A 19151-nucleotide genomic window follows, 5' to 3' on the forward strand; every position below is an offset into this window, starting at 1 on the left:
ATAGAATTAAAAGACTAGTCAGAGACTAGTCTTTTTTGTCTTCATTAAGTTCTAAAACGGCATTGTACCATATTTTTACTGTTTCTGGACCATAAATACGTTCTAACTTTCTAACAATAAAATGCCCTTTGGCAACATCTTGAAAATGGTCTATAAACAAGGTGTTTATTATACCTCCTCCTATAGCTCCAATGGCAGGAATGGCTTGTGCCGCTGCTTTTTCTGTAACAATAACATTAAATCGTGTAGCTACATTTACTATAAATTTCACAAGTGCAGGAGCACTTTCTTCAGATATTTTTTTTGTCGCTACAAATCTAGATGCTTCTGTAATAGAATTTGCTAAAGCCGCACGAACTATAAAATATCCACTTTCTGCATCATCATCTGTAGTGCTTTCTCCTCCTAAAGCAAACACCTCCATACAGGCTAATTTGGTGTCATAATCACTTAGCGATTCGCCCTGAGAACGTGCAATATCTGCAATAGAGCGTAACATTATGGTTGTAGATACGGGTAATTCTACTGCCAAACCAGGTAAACCAAAGAACCCGCCAACACCTCCAGAAAGTGCAGCACCAAACTTGTGCCATACATTAGAGGGGTGTTCTACTTGAATATCGTCTAGTGACCAAATGGCTGCTTCTGTAGCTTTTATTAAAGATTTTTGTGTGATTTTTCCAATATTAGCTTGCCAGTTCTCAGGAAGAAAATCGATTGCCTTTTCAATAGGCATACCAATAACATTGGTTATTTTTGCTGCTATACTAGGGTTTTCCAATAACTCAACAGCTGTAGTTAATTCTTGTATATGTATATCGCTTAAGGATGTGTCCATAAGTGTGTGTTATTTTATAAGTTCAAACTGAAAATTACAAAATCTATACCAGAGTCCTTTAAAAGTTATCTTAAGATGTCTGTTTTTTTCAAGAAGTTAACAGTAGTCGTTAATTTTGTTCAATAAACGAGGCCACTTTATATTAAGCACCTTCATTTGTTTTGTTTAAAATCTTTTGTTTATCATATAATGATAAAACTTATATTTGCCGACTTATAAAATACTTTTAAATGATTTCAATAGACTCGATTGCCGTGGAATTTGGAGGAACAACATTGTTTAGTGATGTTTCTTTTTCTATAAACGAAAATGATAAAATTGCTTTAATGGGTAAGAATGGTGCTGGAAAATCTACACTATTAAAAATTATAGCAGGAGCGAGTAAACCGAGTCGTGGAAATGTGTCTTCGCCTAAAAACTATGTGATTTCGTATTTACCACAACATTTATTAACAGAAGATGATTGTACGGTTATGGAAGAAGCGTCTAAAGCATTTGCTTCCATTTTTAAAATGAAGTCTGAAATAGAGGCTATAAACGAAGAACTTACAATACGTACAGATTACGAAAGTGATGCGTACATGAAACTGATTGAGAAGGTTTCAGAATTGAGTGAAAAATTCTATTCTATTGAAGAAATTAATTATGAGGCCGAAGTTGAAAAAATATTGGTTGGTCTTGGTTTTGTGCGTTCAGATTTTAATAGACCAACATCCGAGTTTAGTGGTGGATGGCGTATGCGTATTGAATTGGCAAAAATTTTACTTCAAAAACCAGATTTAATTCTTTTAGATGAGCCTACAAACCATATGGATATTGAAAGTATCCAATGGTTGGAAGATTTTTTAATAACGCAAGCCAAAGCAGTTGTGGTAATTTCTCACGATAGAGCTTTTGTAGATAATATTACAACGCGAACTATTGAAGTAACAATGGGACGTATTTATGATTATAAGGCGAAGTATTCTCATTATTTAGAATTACGTAAGGACCGTCGTGCACATCAGCAAAAAGCATACGACGAGCAACAAAAAATGATTGCCGATAATCAAGAGTTTATCGATCGTTTTAAGGGTACATATTCTAAAACCTTACAAGTACAATCTCGTGTTAAAATGCTTGAAAAATTAACACCTATTGAAGTTGATGAAGTAGATACAGCAGCCCTTAAATTAAAGTTTCCACCATCACCACGATCTGGTCAATATCCAGTTGTTGTTAACGAATTGTCTAAATCGTACGGAGATCATGTGGTTTTTAGTAAAGCTAATTTGGTTATCGAACGTGGACAAAAAGTAGCATTTGTAGGGAAAAACGGTGAAGGTAAATCGACTATGGTTAAGGCCATAATGAACGAGATCGATTTTGAAGGTAGTATGGAATTGGGACATAACGCGCAAATAGGATATTTTGCTCAAAATCAAGCTTCTTTATTGGATGGTGATCTAACGATTTTCGAAACGATAGACCGTATTGCAGTTGGTGATGTTCGCAACAGAATTAAAGATTTATTAGGTGCCTTTATGTTTGGTGGAGATATATCTACAAAGAAAGTTAAAGTGCTTTCTGGGGGTGAAAAAACACGTTTAGCAATGATTAAATTATTGTTAGAACCCGTGAATGTTTTAATTCTGGATGAGCCTACAAACCATTTAGATATGAAAACCAAAGACATTATTAAAGATGCCTTAAAAGATTTTGATGGCACTTTGGTGTTGGTATCTCATGATAGAGATTTTTTAGATGGATTAGCGACTAAAGTATTTGAATTTGGTGATAAACGCGTGAAAGAACATTTTGAAGATATAACCGGATTTCTTAAACATAAGAAAATGGAAAGTATGCGAGATATAGAAAAATAAATATTTAATTTATTTTCAATTTTTTAATATTAAACACCTTTTAGATTTAGTCTTTAAGGTGTTTTTTTGTTTCTTAAGATTGTATTCTTCAACAATCTTAATACTTTATACTATAGTCGAGTATTCAATTTTTTAGATCAATATTCTTTGTATTCACTTTCTCAGTGATTAAAATATGTAAAATAACAATAGGCTAACAATCAGTTGTTTTTGCAAAGAAATGGGGATAAAGTTGTGCGAAATGTAAAAAAATCATTCGACTCTTATGAATTCAATTATATTTGGTATTCTAAATCATCCAATTTAATGAAATTTAAAAGTTTTTTTCTAGTCCTTTTGTCCGTAGGATTTTGTCAAATTATGTCTTCTCAGATCACAGGGGAGATTATTAATTCTCAAGATAAAACTACTGTCGATTATGCAACTGTTGCTTTATTTAAAGTGAAAGATAGTACATTGGTAACAGGCGTTATTACAGATGAAACTGGGAGTTTTAAAATATTGGATATTAAAAAAGGAAGATATTATCTAGAAGTTTCTTTTATAGGATATGATAAAACAACTTCTGAAGTTTTTACAATTTCAAAACAAAATGAAACAGTATCATTAGGGAAAATATATTTAAACCCCAGTTTAGAATTGTTAAAAGAAGTTGTACTTCAAGGGACTACAAGCTCGGTTATTAATAAAGTAGATCGACAAGTGTTTTCAACCGAGAACTTTCAAAATGCTTCTGGAGGAAACGGAATTGATATTCTAAAAAATATCCCATCTATAAATGTAAATGGGGAAGGGCAAATCGCATTACGCGGAAGTACTAGCTTTATGCTTTTACTTAATGGCAAACCCATTCAAAGTAGTGCCACTCAAATATTGGGTCAGCTTCCTGCAAATGCTATAGAACGTGTAGAAGTCATAACTGCACCGTCTGCAAAGTACGATCCAGAAGGGAAAGCAGGGGTTTTAAATATTATCACTAAAAAAGGAGCAACTAACGGCGCTTTTACACAGATAAACTTAAAATTAGGATTTCCAAGTATAGAAGATTACGATAATGCAGAATCTGCGGGACGTTACGGTGGTGACTTTACTTATAATTTAAGACAAGATAGATGGAACTTATCATTGGGTGCAAGCTACCAACGTAACGATGTTTCTGGGCGTAGGGAAGGAGATGTGTCTACAATTATAAACGATACATTAACACGATTTCCTTCGGATGGAGAACGTAGTTTTGATGAGATTAATTATTCAGGACGCATAAATTTAGATTATACACCAGACGATTCTAATAGTTTTTCACTTGGCGCATATGCAGGAAAAAGATCTAAGGACCGATTAGCAACTATTTTGTATTACGATAATCATGCGATAACACCTATAGATGGAAGTGATGACAATCGTATTTATACTTTCCAGTATTTAAACGATAATTTGAGAATTCGTAAAAGTGATTTTGCTGTAGCAAGTTTTGATTATGGACATGTTTTTGAAAATGAATCTAATTTATCCACTTCGTTTTTATATGAATACACCTTTTTAGGAGGTCCGACAACCAATGAGAATTTAGGATATCCTGATACCTCAGAAATATTACAAGAAGAATATAACACGAATGACAATCCATTGCATGGGACTCGGTTTCAAATCGACTACAATTTCAAACCTATGAAAATGGGGCAATTAGCCGTAGGGTATCAATTCAGAAATTTAGACCATAAAGGGGATTTTATTTACGAACGCAAAGATTTAGATACAGGCGAGTTTGTTTTAATTCCAGAGTTTTCTAGTGAAGTAGATTTAACAAGACAAATTAACTCTGGATATGTGCAGTTAGATAAATCTACAGACCAATTCGATTACAGTGTGGGGCTTCGTCTAGAAAGTATGAATAGAGATCTCTATTTAAAAGATAAAGTGGGTGTAGTAGATACCACATATACATACGATTTTGTGAAATTATATCCTTCGGCCTCTATACAATATAAAGTAAACGATAATTTAATATTGAAAACGGCCTATAGCCGTAGAATAGAGCGTACAACTTCATTTAAAATGAATCCGTTTCCAGAGCGTGAACATTCAGAAACCTTAGAACAAGGAGATCCAACTCTAAAACCTGAATTTATAGATTTAGTAGAACTTGGTGTTGTTAAAGCCTTTGAAGGTGGAGCATCACTTTACGGAACGTTTTATTATCGCGATGTACAAAACTTAATAAATCGTGTAAATACTGTGTATAATGATAGTATTTTGAATAGAATTTACTCCAATGTTGGCTCAGGTAAATCTTTAGGATTTGAATTAGGTTCAGAGTTTAATGTTACCGACAAATGGAGTAATTTTATAGGAGCTAATTTATATAACTTTAGTATAGACGGAGCTTACAACGGAAATCCAATAGATACAAGTAGTTTTGTATATTCGTTAAATGTGAATTCTACTTACGACTTCTCTGACACGGCTTCTTTACAGTTTACATTTAATTATTTATCAGATCGTGTAACTGCTCAAGGTGAGGATTCCGAATTTTATTCGCCTAATTTGTCCTTTAAAGAGTCATTTTTAAACAATCAATTAGTTGCGACATTACAGTGGCAAAATATAGATATGGGATTATTAGACACGAACGAACAACGTATTAGTACATGGCAAGACGGTTCGTTTTATACCACAACTAATTATGTGTACGAAGTAGATATGGTGTTTTTAAACTTAACATATGCCTTCAATAAACGAAAAAATCAATCTAAATTTATTGAAAGTGAATTTGGAAAGCGTGAGTTTTAGATCGTATAAACAGCATACTTGGTCATATTATTAAATTGTCATTTTATATTTAATTTAGAATTATATGTAGCAGATAACTAGTGGATAATAATGGTAATCTGAATCAGGTTTTGTTAACGATTATCAATGTACTAGAGATAGTAAATAATTATATTTTAACAGCCTTACAAAATACTTTTGTAAGGTTGTTTTTTTATTTAAACCCCAAGAATTTTGGCATCTACATAAAAAATGGTTTTAATATCTATGTCGTAATCTTCAGTTAAAACTTCATCAGTTCCAGTTTCAATTTTCAGATAAAAGGAATCTTCAAAAATATAATCTTTTAAGTCTTCATCTGAAGTTTCTAAATACATCACATTCGTGTTATTTTCTATGGGGGTCGAATTCCAAGCTAATTTAGTATCTTCTAAACCATCGGCAGCAATATAAATTTCTATAGTTTCTAAGAAACTAAAATCTTCATCATTCGGATTTATTAAAGTGAGTTTAAATTCGGTTAACTTAATATCTTCAATTAAATCTTTAGAGGTATCATTAACCTCAAAAGTAGATTCAGAATTGGTTGAAATTTCTGGTGTACTTATTGTAAAAGGTAAATCTATAGGTGTTGTTGCAGGAATGGTAACAGACTCTTTATAGGAGATTTCAAATTTTGTAAAATCATCTAAAGTACTACAGGAAGTAATTATAAGTATAAAAGAAAGTGTAGTAAGCGATTTTATTTTTAAGTATAATGTTTTCATGATTTTTAAGTTTTAAAACGGTTAAAGATAGGGACTATTTAAAGTATAAATAAAATACATGTTTTATTGCTGTTTTTTACTCGAAAAACTTATCGATATTATAAATATTATCAGTTTTTTAACATCATGATTTCTAATGTAATACTATTTCATTGTAAATTTAAGAGAGAAATATAAAATGAATATTTGACTCTAAATTTTAAAGCAATGAAAAAAATACTTTTCCTTACAGGCGATTTTACTGAAGATTACGAAACTATGGTGCCTTTCCAAATGTTAGAAATGGTGGGGTACGAAGTACATGCGGTTTGTCCAGAAAAAAAGAAAGGTGATGTTATTAAGACGGCCATACATGATTTTGAAGGCGACCAAACGTATACAGAGAAACCTGGACACAATTTTGTATTGAACTATACTTTTAACGATGTAAATGTTACAGATTACGATGGCTTGGTTATTGCAGGAGGTCGTGCTCCAGAATATTTAAGATTAAATAAAAAACTTTTAGAAATGGTTCAGTATTTTTTTACTGAAAATAAACCAGTAGCTGCAATTTGTCATGGTATACAAATTCTTACTGCTGCAAATGTGGTGAAGGGTAGAAAATTAACAGCTTATCCTGCAGTAGCTCCTGAAGTTACGCTTGCTGGTGGTGAGTTTCAGGATATAGCAGCAGATAAAGCCTATGTAGATGGTAATTTAGTAACATCGCCTGCTTGGCTAGGACATCCAGCATTTATAAAAGGATTTTTAGATATTATGGGGGCAAAAATTACTTTATAATACTCTTTAAACTTAATAAAAATTCCAAGTATACTTTTGTTGAATATACTTGGGATTTTTTTATTGTGTTTTAGCGATTTTAGAAATTCCATTTACATAATTTGAAACCATGTGGAGTTCTGAAGCTAATTCAGAGCCTTCGAAACCAGAAATATCTGCATCTGTAATATTGGTGTTATAAAACTCTAAATATTGGCAGGATAAAGGCATATAAGACCAATGCCATTTTTCTTCATTGTATCCTGTTCTTCCGTTATTTTTAGAGGTATAAACTTGGTAAAACCCATAGTCATGTGCATGGGCTATTAACCAGTTGTATTCTTTTAAACCTTGTCCGCTTTCAAAATAAGAGTTTGATAGATTATTTATATCTAAATCGGTTCCCCAATGGTGTCTAGAAGTGCTAGGCATAGAACTGTAAAGTAATATTTTTTTAGCATTTTCAATAGGAGAGAGGTTGCTGTTTGTTTTCCATTTACGATCCCAAATAGATTTCTGGTAGAAAAAATTTCTTGTTCCAGAAATAACTTTAAATTGAACACCGTCTTTTTTTGCTGCTGTATTCATCTTTACAAAAGCATCATACACTTCTTTTTGAAGATAAATGGTTTTGTTAGATAATTCTGGAGCCACTTTTATAAAACACGAATCTGTTTCAAAATCGAATTTACCAAGTACAAAATCTTTTGTAATAAATTTGTAACATTCTTGTGCTTGAGTTTGTACTGAAAATAAAATAATGTAAAAAAAAGAAAAGGCAATACATGAAACTTTCATAAAAAGGATTTAAAATACTGATAATTTAGATACAATGATAACGTAATTTATAACCATTTCTTATCCTAAAATAGATTTATTGATTCTCGTAAAATTGTAATTTATTTTTTGTTTGCGATAGTTGATTTTGCAAATAATCTACTCTTTTTAGTAAATTAAACACCACATCTATACCTTCTAAGTTTACGTGTAATTCGTTGTGCATACGAATCATTTTTTCTAGATCGGTTAATGTATCTTTATGTAAACATTTATTATTTTCTATTGTAATAATATCTACTAAACCAATGCCTTGTAATTCTTCTATAAATACAGGTTCAATGTTGTATTGTATACAAATAGTTTTTACTAATATATAATGATTATCAGCCATGTTATCTTAGTTTTTTTAATTCTGAAAACAACTCTTTTTCTTTATCGGTAAGGTTTTTAGGTGTATTAATATGATAGGTTATTATAAAATCACCAAATTGACCATCTTTTTTATAAATAGGAAATCCTTTTCCTTTTAATTTAACTTTAGTTTCATTTTGTGTTTCTGGAGCGACTTTTAATTTTACTTTTCCAGAAAAAGTATCTACCATAATTTCACCACCTAAAAGCGATGTGTATAAGTCTAAATCTACATCTAAATGAAGGTTGTTACCGTAACGTTTAAATTTTGTATTATTTACAATATTAAATGTAATGTATAAATCACCATTTGGTCCGCCGTTTACTCCAAGGCCTCCTTTGCCTGGTATTTTTATAACCTGTTCGTTTTCTATACCAGCAGGAATTGTTAATCTAATTTTCTTTCCGTTTACAGTTAGAATTTGAGATTCTTTAGTGTAAACATCTGTAAGATTTAATTGGAGTTCTGCATTAAAATCTTGACCTTTAAATTGTACTTGGTTTCTGCCTTGTCTAGAACCAGAAGCACGTTGACTACCACCAAACATAGATTCAAAGAAATCTGAATAATCTTCGTTAGAATTTTGTTGGCTAGAATAACTTTGATAGCCTTGTTGTTGTCTAGAATTTTGTTGTTTCTGTGCGCGTTCAATATCGTCTGCATGTTGCCAATCTTTACCATGTTTGTCGTATTTTTTACGATTTTCTGGGTGTGACAATACTTCGTTCGCTTCGTTAATATTTTTGAAGTTCTTTTCAGCCTCTTTATCGTTCGGATTTAAATCAGGATGATATTTTCTTGCTAATTTTCGGTATGCTTTTTTTATATCACTTTCTGAAGCATTTTTGTCAATTCCTAAAATTTTATAATAATCAATAAAATTCATAATTAAGACGTATTATAAGTGGTTAAAAAGGTCGTGTTTAACTACTATAAATATCCGAAATTAATAAGGATTAACAAAGGATTATTTGGTATCAAATTTTAATTGTTCAAAAAAGAATGGTAAGGTTTTAGAGGCAATACGTTCAGCTATTTTATTGGTGTGGTCGCCTTCATAACTCTCGAACGTATGGTTTACATCATAATTTAATAAGGTGTTGTGTAGCTTTTTAGAGGCTTCATAGATTTCGACATCTTCTGTTCCTGCATCTATAGCAATGACTTTTAGTGTTTTTAGATTTGGAATGTACTTATCTATCATATTTAAAATCTGATTGTTTTTAAACTTTTCAAGAACCTCAGGTATAGCTTTTCCATCTTTATACGCTAAATCTATATACAGTGGAAATTTTTTAGGATTTGAAGCCCAAGCCGCAGAAAAAGCCATGTTAATTCCTTCTATAAAAGACAACTCTGCAACATCGTATTTTGAATGTACAGCTTCCATGTTTTTTATGTTTTCGGCATCAGGTATGTAACTTTCTTCCAAACAACATGCACTTAATACATATATTGAGGAGTAAATTTTTGGATGTTTCATCGCTAATCTCAAGGTGCCATAACCCCCCATAGAATACCCTGCCAAACCACGGCTGTTTGCGTTATCAAGTGTTCTAAATTTTTGATCTACAAACGAGACTAATTCTTTGGTAATAAAGGTTTCCCAATCTCCCATAGTTTCCGAGTTCCCATAAAAGCTCCCTTTATAAGTGGTGTAGGCATTGGGCATAACAACTATTATTTCTTTAGAACTGTTATTAAGCATGGTTTTGTTAAGAATATCGTACATATTTATCCAATGGTGTTCCCAACCAAACCATTTACTATCGTTATCTGTAAAGCCATGTAAAAGATATAATACGGGATATTTTTTGTCGAGTTTAGTTTGATACGATGGTGGTAAGTATACAGTAATATCTCTGGTAGACGGATCGTTTATTAAATTATTTTTAAGTGCTTCGCTTGGGACTTTTAAACGCATTCTAAAGCCTTGTGCTTGAATTGTAAGCAGACTAGAAAAAGTGAAAATTAAAGTGAAAATAATTGATTTTAATTTCATTTTTTATGATTTAAAAATTAGTTCACCTCTGTTTGAAAACACTGCTGAAGCATATTAAATAATGCTGGATGTTGTTTTTTCATAAGGCTTGGAGTTTCAAAAAAATATTCTGATGCTACAGCAAAAAACTCAGCCTGATTTGTGCCACCATAATGTCTAATATCCGATTTGTTATTATTTATAGCTTCCATTTCTTTGTGAATTAATTTTAACCAGGGAATGGTATAAGAGTTTTTCATAATAAATTCTGGAACACCATCTGTATCTCCGTCCATTTTATCTATTAAATGTATAAATTCATGAATAGCTGTATTGCTTTTATCCTTAGTATTTGCAAAACCATGATACAATGCTTTTTTAGAAAGAATCATTTGTTTCTCTAAACGTCCCGTACCAATCATTCCTGCTATAATTCGGTTTTCTTTTTTATTTCCGAATTCATAATCCGAATTAAAATTATCTGGATATAAAAGCACACCACTCAAATTACTATAGTGCCATTCTGGGAATCCAAATACAGGAATTACGGCACTAGCAGCAATTAATATTTTATCTAAATCTTGTAGTTCTAATTGTACACCTTCAATGTGAACTTCGCTTAAAAAAAGCATCATTCTATTCTGAAATTTTTTTTGTAATTCTGGGGGTAACGATTCGTAAAAATCAACATGTTTTAATAATACATTGTGCCAGTTTTTAGGAAATGGATCTGTTTTTTTTGCTTTTAATTTACTTAAAGCAAATACAGCGAATACTAAAATAATAAGGAAGGCTAAACCTATAAAAAACATAAATTTTATTTTTTTAATAATTGACAAGTTAAGCTAAAAAAACACAGTGATGTATTAGAAATTACCATAAATAAAAATGAATTTTCGAATCGAAATTCAAAAACTCATTTTATAATTGGTTTAATTATTTTTTTATTAGATTTATTTTTTTGAGCTATAAATTAGTAATACTAATTTGAGCTGTTTTTTAGTTTCTTTGTGTTAAAAAGCTGAATACTATTTTTTTAATTTTGTTAATATTGCTTTTGATTTATTCTGACGTATAAAAAAAACAAAGAGTAGAATTAAATTTGTTATAGCTAGAGTAAAGAAAATGAGACGTAATTGATTGTTTTGAGAGAAATCTAGAACTAATGAATTTAAAAATAATTTTATTGAAGGAAATATTAATTCTATTATATATAACAATACATAAACTGAACCTATAATTCTTAAACAAAAAATTATGTTTATTCCAATATTTAATTTGAAAACGTCGATGTATAATAGCCTATTTAGATTTTTATTAAAATCTATTAATTAGGTGTATGTAGGGAAGATTGTAATCTTAATTAATTGATTACTAGTAATGAAATTAAGTGTTTTTTATAATAAAAGGTGTTTTATTCTGAAAAAAATAATACAAGTGTAGTTCTAATTACCGATTTAAGGTTTTGTTAACTATTTAAAGAATATTGAATATGTAATTTTACTTCAAACTAAAAAGAAAAATAATGAAACAAATTATGTTAGGTTTAATGGCTTTAATAGCAACGTTTAGCCTTCAAGCACAAGTGAGCACACCGCAACCAAGTCCGTTAAGTAAAATTGAACAAACCGTTGGATTAACCAATGTAGTAATAGAATATTCTAGACCAAGTTTACGTGGTCGTGAGCTCTATGGTAGCCTTTTACCTTACGGTGAATTATGGAGAACAGGAGCAAATGAAAACACAAAAATTACATTTTCTGATGATGTAATTATAGATGGTAAACCATTAAAAGCAGGTACCTATGCAGTGTATACTAAACCAGATAAAGTAGCTTGGGACGTTATTTTTTACACAGATACAGATAACTGGGGATTACCAAAAACGTGGGATGAAAGTAAAGTAGCTTTAGAAACTAAAACAGAAGTATACCCAAATCCGGTTTCGCTTGAAACATTTACAATCTATTTTTCTGATTTAACAAACAATTCTGCCATACTACGTTTTTCATGGGGAGAAAGATATGCATCTTTTAAAATTAATGTCCCAACAGACGAGATTGTTACTAAAGACATTGAGCGTGCTATGAATGGTACCACTGCAAGTGATTATTATGCTTCTGCAGTGTATTATTTTGAATCGGGAAAAGATATTAATCAGGCAAAAATATGGATTGACAAATGTATTAGTATGACCGAAAATCCAGCTTTTTATCAATTACGTAAACAATCTTTAATCTATGCTAAAGCAGGCGATAAAAAAGGAGCTATTGTGGCTGCAAAAAAATCGTTGGAAGCAGCTAAGGTAGCTGGAAATACAGATTACATAAAAATGAATACAGCTTCGTTAAAAGAATGGGGAGCTTTATAATAGTTAACTAGTTAATAGATTATAAAAAAAATGCCATCAATTTTGATGGCGTTTTTTATACTTAATATTCTAAATGTATTAGGTTTCTAACCTTATCTAATGTTTTTATAAGTTTTAAGCTGAAATCGAAAGTCATAATATCACTTTCGGTTTTTCCTTCTCTAAGCAATTGGTTAAAATGAAGTGTTTCAAAATTATAACCAATAGTATCTCCTGTATAATCTAATATGTTTTCTTGTCCGTTTTGGGAGATTGTAACTGTAGTTGGTGCATGAAATTGCGTATTCAATGTTATGGTGCCATTCTCGCAAGTAAAGGTACAAGAGGTAGGCGTATCTTCAATTAAAGTACTTTTTAATAAAGCTTCAGTATTATTAGAATATTTAAAAAGCATATCGCAAGTTGAATCTGCTCCGTTTTCAAAGTTGGTGCAAGTGGCTTCAATATGTTCTGGTTCTCCTAAAGTAGAAAGCGTGGCAAAAATAGGGTAGATACCAATGTCTAATAAACTACCGCCTCCAACAGATTTATCAAATAATCTAGAGGATTCATCAAAAGGTCTTGTAAAGCCAAAATCAGCTTCAACTTTTAATAATTTTCCATAAGTTTCATTTTTTAATTCGGTTAAAGCAAACTGATAATGTGGTAAGAAATAAGTCCATAAAGCTTCCATTAACAGTACATTTTTTTCCTTTGCAAGTGCAATCATGTCTTGAACTTCTTCCAGATTCATGGCAAATGGTTTTTCGCATAACACAGCTTTTCCATGATTTAAGCATAACATGGCATGTGCTTTATGAAAACTATGCGGTGTTGCAATATAAACAGCATCTATGTCTGGATCTTTAGCTAAGGTGTCGTAACTATCGTAAGCTTTTATAGATTGAAATGTTTCTGCAAATTCACGTGCTTTATCAATAGATCTTGAAGCTACTGCTTGTAACTGTGCATCTTTAATAGTTAATAAATCTTTTGCAAATTTATGAGCAATGTTACCAAGCCCAATAATGCCCCATCTTATGGTTTTATATGGTTGAGATGTCATTTAATTTTGGATTTAAAAATTTAACGAATAGCGATATAATTAAAGCTATTGTAATTACTAAAATACAACCAAAAAGGTTAAGCCACAAATATGGCATCCAATCATTATACCATCCAAAAATTACAATGGCTTGTGTAATAATGGCTGCTGAGAAAACGGCATTTGCTTTGACGTGTTTAAAGAAAAATGCAAGTAAGAAAATTCCTAAAACATTACCGTAAAAAATAGATCCAATAATATTTACTAACTGAATTAAATTATCTGCTAAATAAGCAATGCAGGCAATACAAATGGCTAAAATACCCCAACCAAACGTAAACCATTTGGTGGCTTTTACATAATGCATATCGTCTTTGTCTTGCACAAAACTACGTTTGTAAATATCAATAGTTGTTGTAGATGCTAATGCATTTAATTCGCTAGCTGTACTAGACATGGCTGCACTTAAAATTACAGCAAGTAAAAGCCCAATTAATCCGCGAGGTAGATTGTTTAATATAAAATGAATAAAAACGTAATCTTTATCGTTAGTTTCAATTTTTGTTTGATGCTCGTTTGCAGCTTTTTCTAATACTAATTTAGCTTGATCTCGATTTTCTTTTTCAGCATTATTTATTGTTGAAATTCTAGATTTTAAACCATCATTTGGATACGTTATATAGGCATTTAATAACGTTTTCTTTTTTTCGAAAAGCTGATGTTGTTCGTTTTCTAATGTTTTAAATTCATCTGAATATGATGAGGCTGCAACGACTTCTTGTGCATGTGGATTAAAATGAATAGGGGATTCGTTAAATTGATAAAATACAAAAACCATAACACCAACAAGGAGAATAAAAAACTGCATGGGTACTTTTAATAATCCGTTAAATATTAGTCCCAATTGCATTTCTCGTAACGATTTTCCTGAAAGATAACGTTGTACTTGACTTTGGTCTGTACCAAAATAAGAAAGCATTAAAAATGTACCTCCAATAATTCCACTCCAAAATGTATATCTGTTTTCAAAATCGAAAGAGAAATCTAGAATATTCATTTTATTGTTAACCGTAGCAATTTCTAGAGCATTAGAGAAATTGATGTTTTCAGGTAAGTAACTTAAAATTAAAAAGAATGCAATAAACATTCCAGTGAAAATGACAGCCATTTGGTGTTTTTGAGTCACACTTACAGCTTTGGTTCCTCCAGAAACGGTATATATAATAACGAGTACACCAATAATAATATTTAACTGATTTAAAGACCAACCTAATACGGCCGATAAAATAATAGCTGGAGCATAAATGGTAATTCCAGCGGCTAAGCCACGTTGTACTAAAAAGAGTCCTGCGGTTAAACTTCTGGTTTTTAAATCGAATCTGTTTTCTAAAAATTCGTAAGCGGTGTATACTTTTAAACGATGATACAGCGGAATAAATACCATACAAATAATAATCATTGCAATTGGTAATCCGAAGTAGAATTGTACAAATCCCATACCGTCGTTAAACGCTTGTCCTGGCGTAGATAAAAAGGTAATGGCACTGGCTTGTGTAGCCATTACAGATAAGCCAATCGTCCACCATTGTGCTTGGTTTCCGCCACGAATATAATCCTGAACATTTTGGCTTCCACGTGTTTTCCATGTGCCATACCCAACAATTGTTAGGAGCGTTCCTATTAATATAATCCAGTCTAAAGTCTCCATGTTAAAAGGCTCTCATTAAAAAATAAAACAAAATAATGTAAACAGCATTAGCAATTAACACCCAAGTATACGAGCGTTTCCAAGTTTGTTTTATTGGTTTCTCTTCTGGCATATTAATTTTTTAAATTAGGTTTTGTATTTATATTTTCTTTTCCAATAGATAACATATTTGCAAACAATCTGTAAGCTCCAGAAACTCCTGCAGGAAATTCTCTAAAAAAACTTAAACCCGTATATATGTAGTATCCTTTACCGTATTTAGCAACTAGTAAACTTCCGCTTTTTTCAGTTTCATTTTTATCGTGCATGCCTAAAACGGGAGTAAATTCTTTGCCCCATACTTCAGGGAAATATAAACCACGTTCTTGTGTCCAGCCTTCAAAATCTTTCTCTGTAATCGTATTAGGGAAGTTTAGTAATTCGTTTTTAGGATCTAAGAATGTTATTTTTGCGTTTTCATCGGTTACGCGGTCTCTCGATAATTCTAATTGGTAAGGGGCTATATTATCTACTTTTAAACCGCGATTAGTATTGTATTGTGCAATTAAATTTCCGCCTTCTTTAACATAGTCAAATAAAATGTTTTGCTTGTATGCTAAATCATCTACAGTATTATAAGCTCTTATTCCAATAACAATAGCATCAAAACGACTTAAATTTGAAGGGGTAATATCTTCTGGTTTTATAATAGCAACGTGATATCCTATTTGTCTTAAACTCTCAGGAACAACATCTCCTGCACCTTGAATATAACCAATATTTTCTCCTTTTTTAATAATATCTAAACGCACAAATTTACTTGGTTTAGGCATTACAACAGTTTGAAACGGAATATGATCGTAATCAATTTCTATTAAGGCTTTATTATATGCTGTTCCGTTTACGGTTACGGTAGATGTGATTTTAACTTCACTCTGATTTTTAGGCGGAGTTACAGTAAAGAAAACTGTTTTAGATTCGCCTTGATGCGCTATTGAAATTGGTGACAATTTTGGAGAAATGGTCCAATCTTTAGGCGTGTTTAAGCTAACAGTTCCTTCTAGATTATTTTTTCCAGCCGTTACAATTACAGCCACTTGCTTAGGTGTATTGTTTTCGAAAATTAAAACAGGTTCTGCGAGTTGTGAGGCTACAGCAGGAACAATTTCGAAAGGTTTATAAACTTCACCTTTAACAGGATCGTTTGTTTTGTAAATAATAGATTTTGTAAATGGAATAGAAACGTTTTCAATAACCAAATTAAATGTTACATTCTGACTTCTTGGTGTTTCTGGTTTCCCAATTAACGATTTATCTTCTACTTTATACATCCCCAAGCTACCTTGTGTAGTTAACCAATACGGTGTGGTTATTTTTGTATTAGAAAGAACAGAATAATGCTCGTTAAAATTGAATTTAATGTTATTTGTTAAACTAATTTTTTTTGAAATTGAAACACCATTTGGATTTACAATACTTTGTAAAGTGATAGGCTCTGTACTTCTATTTATAATTTCAATATTTAAATTGACATCTTCATTAGTTGTTGCCCAATTGTTTTCTGCAGCAGCTTCTATATATAAACCAGCACAAGCTGCGATTACATTTTTAATATCTTCTGTTTTTATTGTTTTCCAATGCGTTTCATCTAATTTTTGAATTAATGTATACGCTTTTACTAATTTTGGAATACTTGCAGATGGATTTTTAAAATCGTATTCTTTTTCAACTTGACTTAAAAGTTGTCCAATAGCTTTTCCGTTTTTTACACGATTCCAACTGGTGTCTATACCTTCAAAAATATTAGATTTATCTTTTGGCATATCACCTTTAATTAATTCAATGTATTCTAGGCTAGATCCTCGTGTTCCTGTATTTCCGAAACCTTGAGATTTATGCTGACTTCTACTTAAAGAAGATATTTCTGTGTTAGATAATCCGCTTGACGGAAAATAAACACCTGTATCTATAGTAAGCATGTTGCTTTTATCTGCGGCATCAAATTTTTTCTGAGACCCATAAAACCAATATGATGTATTAAAAAACATGCGTTTTGGTTGCCAAATAGCTGTTGTTTTAAGTTGTTCTGGAAATTTAGAAGCATCATTAGTTAAATTGAAAGCCTCAACACTTAGCATAGCAGAACTGGTATGGTGACCGTGTGTTGTTCCTGGCGATCTGTGATCGAATCTGTTAATAATTATATCTGGCTGAAAGTTTCTAATTGCTAGAACTACATCGCTTAATACTTCGTTTTTATCCCAAATGGCTAAGGTTTCGTCTGGATGTTTCGAATATCCGAAATCGTTAGCGCGTGTAAAAAATTGTTCTCCGCCATCGGTACGTCTTGCTGCCAATAATTCTTCGGTACGAATAACGCCTAAAAGTTCTCTAATTTCTGGACCTATTAAATTTTGCCCGCCGTCACCACGTGTTAAAGATAAATAAGCTGTTCTAGCTTTAACCTTATTAGACATATAAGAAATCATCTTGGTATTTTCATCGTCTGGATGCGCTGCTAGATATAAAACAGAACCTAAGAAATTTAGTTTTTTTATAGATTCGTGTATTTCTGAAGCATTAGGTTTTTTAGGTTGTTGTGCAAAAGAGGTAGGTAATACTAACAGTACTGTTAGTATTGTGAGGATAATTTTTTTCATTAATTAGAGATTGTATTAAGGCTTTAACTTCAAATATAAAAAGTAGCTATGGCTTTTATAGTCTTTTAAGCTTTCTTTAACTCTAATTGTAGACGAAGTGGCATTAATAAAATTTCAAAATATGTTGAAAAAATATAGATTAAATACTTATAGCCATTTTTTACGCTTAAAGTAATAAATCATGATTGCAACCATTATTACCATAATACATATTAAAATGGGATAGCTGTATGGATGATGTAATTCTGGCATATTATCGAAATTCATTCCGTAGATTCCGGCAATAAAAGTTAACGGAATAAATATGGTTGAAATGATGGTTAAAACCTTCATCACTTCATTCATTTTATTACTAATTCCTGTCATGTACATATCCATTAATCCCCAAACCATTTCACGATAAACTTCAGTGTTTTCGTTAACTTGTATGGTATGATCGTAAACATCTCGAAAAAAGGGCAAGGTTTTTTGATCGATTAATTTGTGTTCACTTTTTTCTACACGATTAATAATGTCTCGAACAGGGAAAATAGCACGTCTAATTCTTAATATTTCACGTTTTAAATCTTGAATTTGAGTCGATAAGTTTCCTTGAGTAATACCGTTAAAAAGTTCGTCTTCTAAATCTTCAATTTTATCGCCTAAACGTTCTACAACTACAAAATAATGATCGACAATATTATCTATTAAAGCATAAAATAAGTAGTCGGAGCCTAAAGTTCTTAAGCGCCCTTTTCCGTGTCTTATACGTTCTCGTAATTCATCAAAAACATCGCCTTCAGATTCTTGAAAAGTAAGTACGTAGTTGTGTCCAAGTATTAAGGTAATTTGCTCAGATATTAATCCGTTTTTAGAATCGTAATACAACATTTTCATACTTAACGACAGATAATCTTCAAATTCATCAATTTTTGGACGTTGAGAAATGTTGGCTATATCTTCTAAAATAAGCGGGTGAATATTGTAAAGTTCACCAATATTTTCTATCGCTTTAGTGTGGTTTAATCCATTTATATTAATCCAGGTAACTTCTTCTGTAGAGTTGGATTTATAAGCATAAGAATCTTCAATTTTAGGAAGTTCTTTTTCATAAACATGCGTAGGACTATAATTAAAAACCTCGATAAAAAGTTGTTGTGTTTGTTTTTGTCCAGTGTAAACAATGGTTCCAGGAGACAGTCCTGTTTTTTGCTTATTTCTTTTTGTTCTAGGTTTTTTTTGCATAATGAAAATAACGT

General features: G+C 31.4%; 15 protein-coding genes. 4 read left to right on the forward strand and 11 right to left on the reverse strand.

The features are described 5' to 3' along the window. Window positions 1–25: 25 nt before the first annotated feature. On the reverse strand, window positions 26–838 hold the full coding sequence (locus tag Q1B05_RS14245; protein ID WP_299781622.1) for an EcsC family protein: 813 nt from the start codon (window positions 836–838) through the stop codon (window positions 26–28). 230 nt (window positions 839–1068) lie between these two features. On the opposite strand from Q1B05_RS14245, the gene Q1B05_RS14250 reads away from it, so the two are divergent. Both Q1B05_RS14250 and Q1B05_RS14255 read left to right on the forward strand, forming a co-directional pair. After that, window positions 1069–2700 (forward strand): ABC-F family ATP-binding cassette domain-containing protein, encoded by a 1632-nt coding sequence (locus tag Q1B05_RS14250; protein ID WP_299781623.1) that lies wholly within the window; start codon window positions 1069–1071, stop codon window positions 2698–2700. Window positions 2701–3060: 360 nt separating this feature from the next. Next, entirely contained in the window at window positions 3061–5490 is a 2430-nt protein-coding gene (locus tag Q1B05_RS14255) for a TonB-dependent receptor (RefSeq protein WP_299781624.1), read from the forward strand. A 197-nt stretch (window positions 5491–5687) separates the two neighbouring features. On the opposite strand, the gene Q1B05_RS14260 is transcribed toward Q1B05_RS14255, so the two are convergent. Continuing rightward, on the reverse strand, window positions 5688–6236 hold the full coding sequence (locus Q1B05_RS14260; RefSeq protein ID WP_299781625.1) for a hypothetical protein: 549 nt from the start codon (window positions 6234–6236) through the stop codon (window positions 5688–5690). 207 nt (window positions 6237–6443) lie between these two features. Between Q1B05_RS14260 and Q1B05_RS14265 the strand changes: the two genes are divergently transcribed. Beyond that, on the forward strand, window positions 6444–7019 hold the full coding sequence (locus Q1B05_RS14265) for a DJ-1/PfpI family protein (protein WP_299781626.1): 576 nt from the start codon (window positions 6444–6446) through the stop codon (window positions 7017–7019). A 60-nt stretch (window positions 7020–7079) separates the two neighbouring features. Here the strand turns inward: Q1B05_RS14265 and Q1B05_RS14270 are convergent, their stop codons facing one another. From Q1B05_RS14270 to Q1B05_RS14290, 5 genes are all read right to left on the reverse strand, one after another. Further along, window positions 7080–7796, reverse strand: coding sequence for a M15 family metallopeptidase (locus Q1B05_RS14270; RefSeq protein WP_299781627.1), 717 nt, complete (start codon window positions 7794–7796; stop codon window positions 7080–7082). A gap of 76 nt (window positions 7797–7872) precedes the next feature. Continuing rightward, window positions 7873–8169: a chaperone modulator CbpM gene (locus Q1B05_RS14275; protein WP_299781628.1), complete on the reverse strand. Its 297-nt coding sequence runs from the start codon at window positions 8167–8169 to the stop codon at window positions 7873–7875. 1 nt (window position 8170) lies between these two features. Beyond that, a complete protein-coding gene (locus Q1B05_RS14280; protein WP_299781629.1) occupies window positions 8171–9076 on the reverse strand; it encodes a J domain-containing protein in 906 nt (301 codons plus the stop codon). An 81-nt stretch (window positions 9077–9157) separates the two neighbouring features. Next, window positions 9158–10192, reverse strand: a complete 1035-nt coding sequence (locus Q1B05_RS14285; RefSeq protein WP_299781630.1) for an alpha/beta hydrolase-fold protein — start codon at window positions 10190–10192, stop codon at window positions 9158–9160. Between the two features lie 17 nt (window positions 10193–10209). Continuing rightward, window positions 10210–10983, reverse strand: a complete 774-nt coding sequence (locus Q1B05_RS14290) for a M90 family metallopeptidase (RefSeq protein WP_299781631.1) — start codon at window positions 10981–10983, stop codon at window positions 10210–10212. Between the two features lie 713 nt (window positions 10984–11696). On the opposite strand from Q1B05_RS14290, the gene Q1B05_RS14295 reads away from it, so the two are divergent. Further along, window positions 11697–12542 (forward strand): DUF2911 domain-containing protein, encoded by an 846-nt coding sequence (locus tag Q1B05_RS14295; protein WP_299781632.1) that lies wholly within the window; start codon window positions 11697–11699, stop codon window positions 12540–12542. A 61-nt stretch (window positions 12543–12603) separates the two neighbouring features. On the opposite strand, the gene Q1B05_RS14300 is transcribed toward Q1B05_RS14295, so the two are convergent. The 4 genes from Q1B05_RS14300 to corA all read right to left on the reverse strand — a co-directional run bounded on the left by Q1B05_RS14300 (window position 12604) and on the right by corA (window position 19137). Then, complete coding sequence (locus Q1B05_RS14300) at window positions 12604–13587, reverse strand: Gfo/Idh/MocA family oxidoreductase (protein ID WP_299781633.1); 984 nt, start codon at window positions 13585–13587, stop codon at window positions 12604–12606. Next, window positions 13568–15274 carry a sodium:solute symporter gene (locus Q1B05_RS14305; RefSeq protein ID WP_299781634.1) on the reverse strand — a complete coding sequence of 569 codons (1707 nt, stop codon included), beginning with the start codon at window positions 15272–15274 and terminating at the stop codon, window positions 13568–13570. Before Q1B05_RS14305 ends, Q1B05_RS14300 begins: the two co-directional genes overlap by 20 nt. A gap of 113 nt (window positions 15275–15387) precedes the next feature. Continuing rightward, window positions 15388–17913, reverse strand: a complete 2526-nt coding sequence (locus Q1B05_RS14310) for a PIG-L family deacetylase (protein ID WP_299781635.1) — start codon at window positions 17911–17913, stop codon at window positions 15388–15390. Between the two features lie 147 nt (window positions 17914–18060). Further along, the gene (gene corA, locus Q1B05_RS14315) at window positions 18061–19137 is read right to left on the reverse strand and encodes a magnesium/cobalt transporter CorA (RefSeq protein ID WP_299781636.1); all 1077 of its coding nucleotides are present in this window, start codon (window positions 19135–19137) and stop codon (window positions 18061–18063) included. Between the last annotated feature and the right edge of the window lie 14 nt (window positions 19138–19151).

This window comes from uncultured Formosa sp., from assembly GCF_947500765.1.
Classification (GTDB): domain Bacteria; phylum Bacteroidota; class Bacteroidia; order Flavobacteriales; family Flavobacteriaceae; genus Formosa.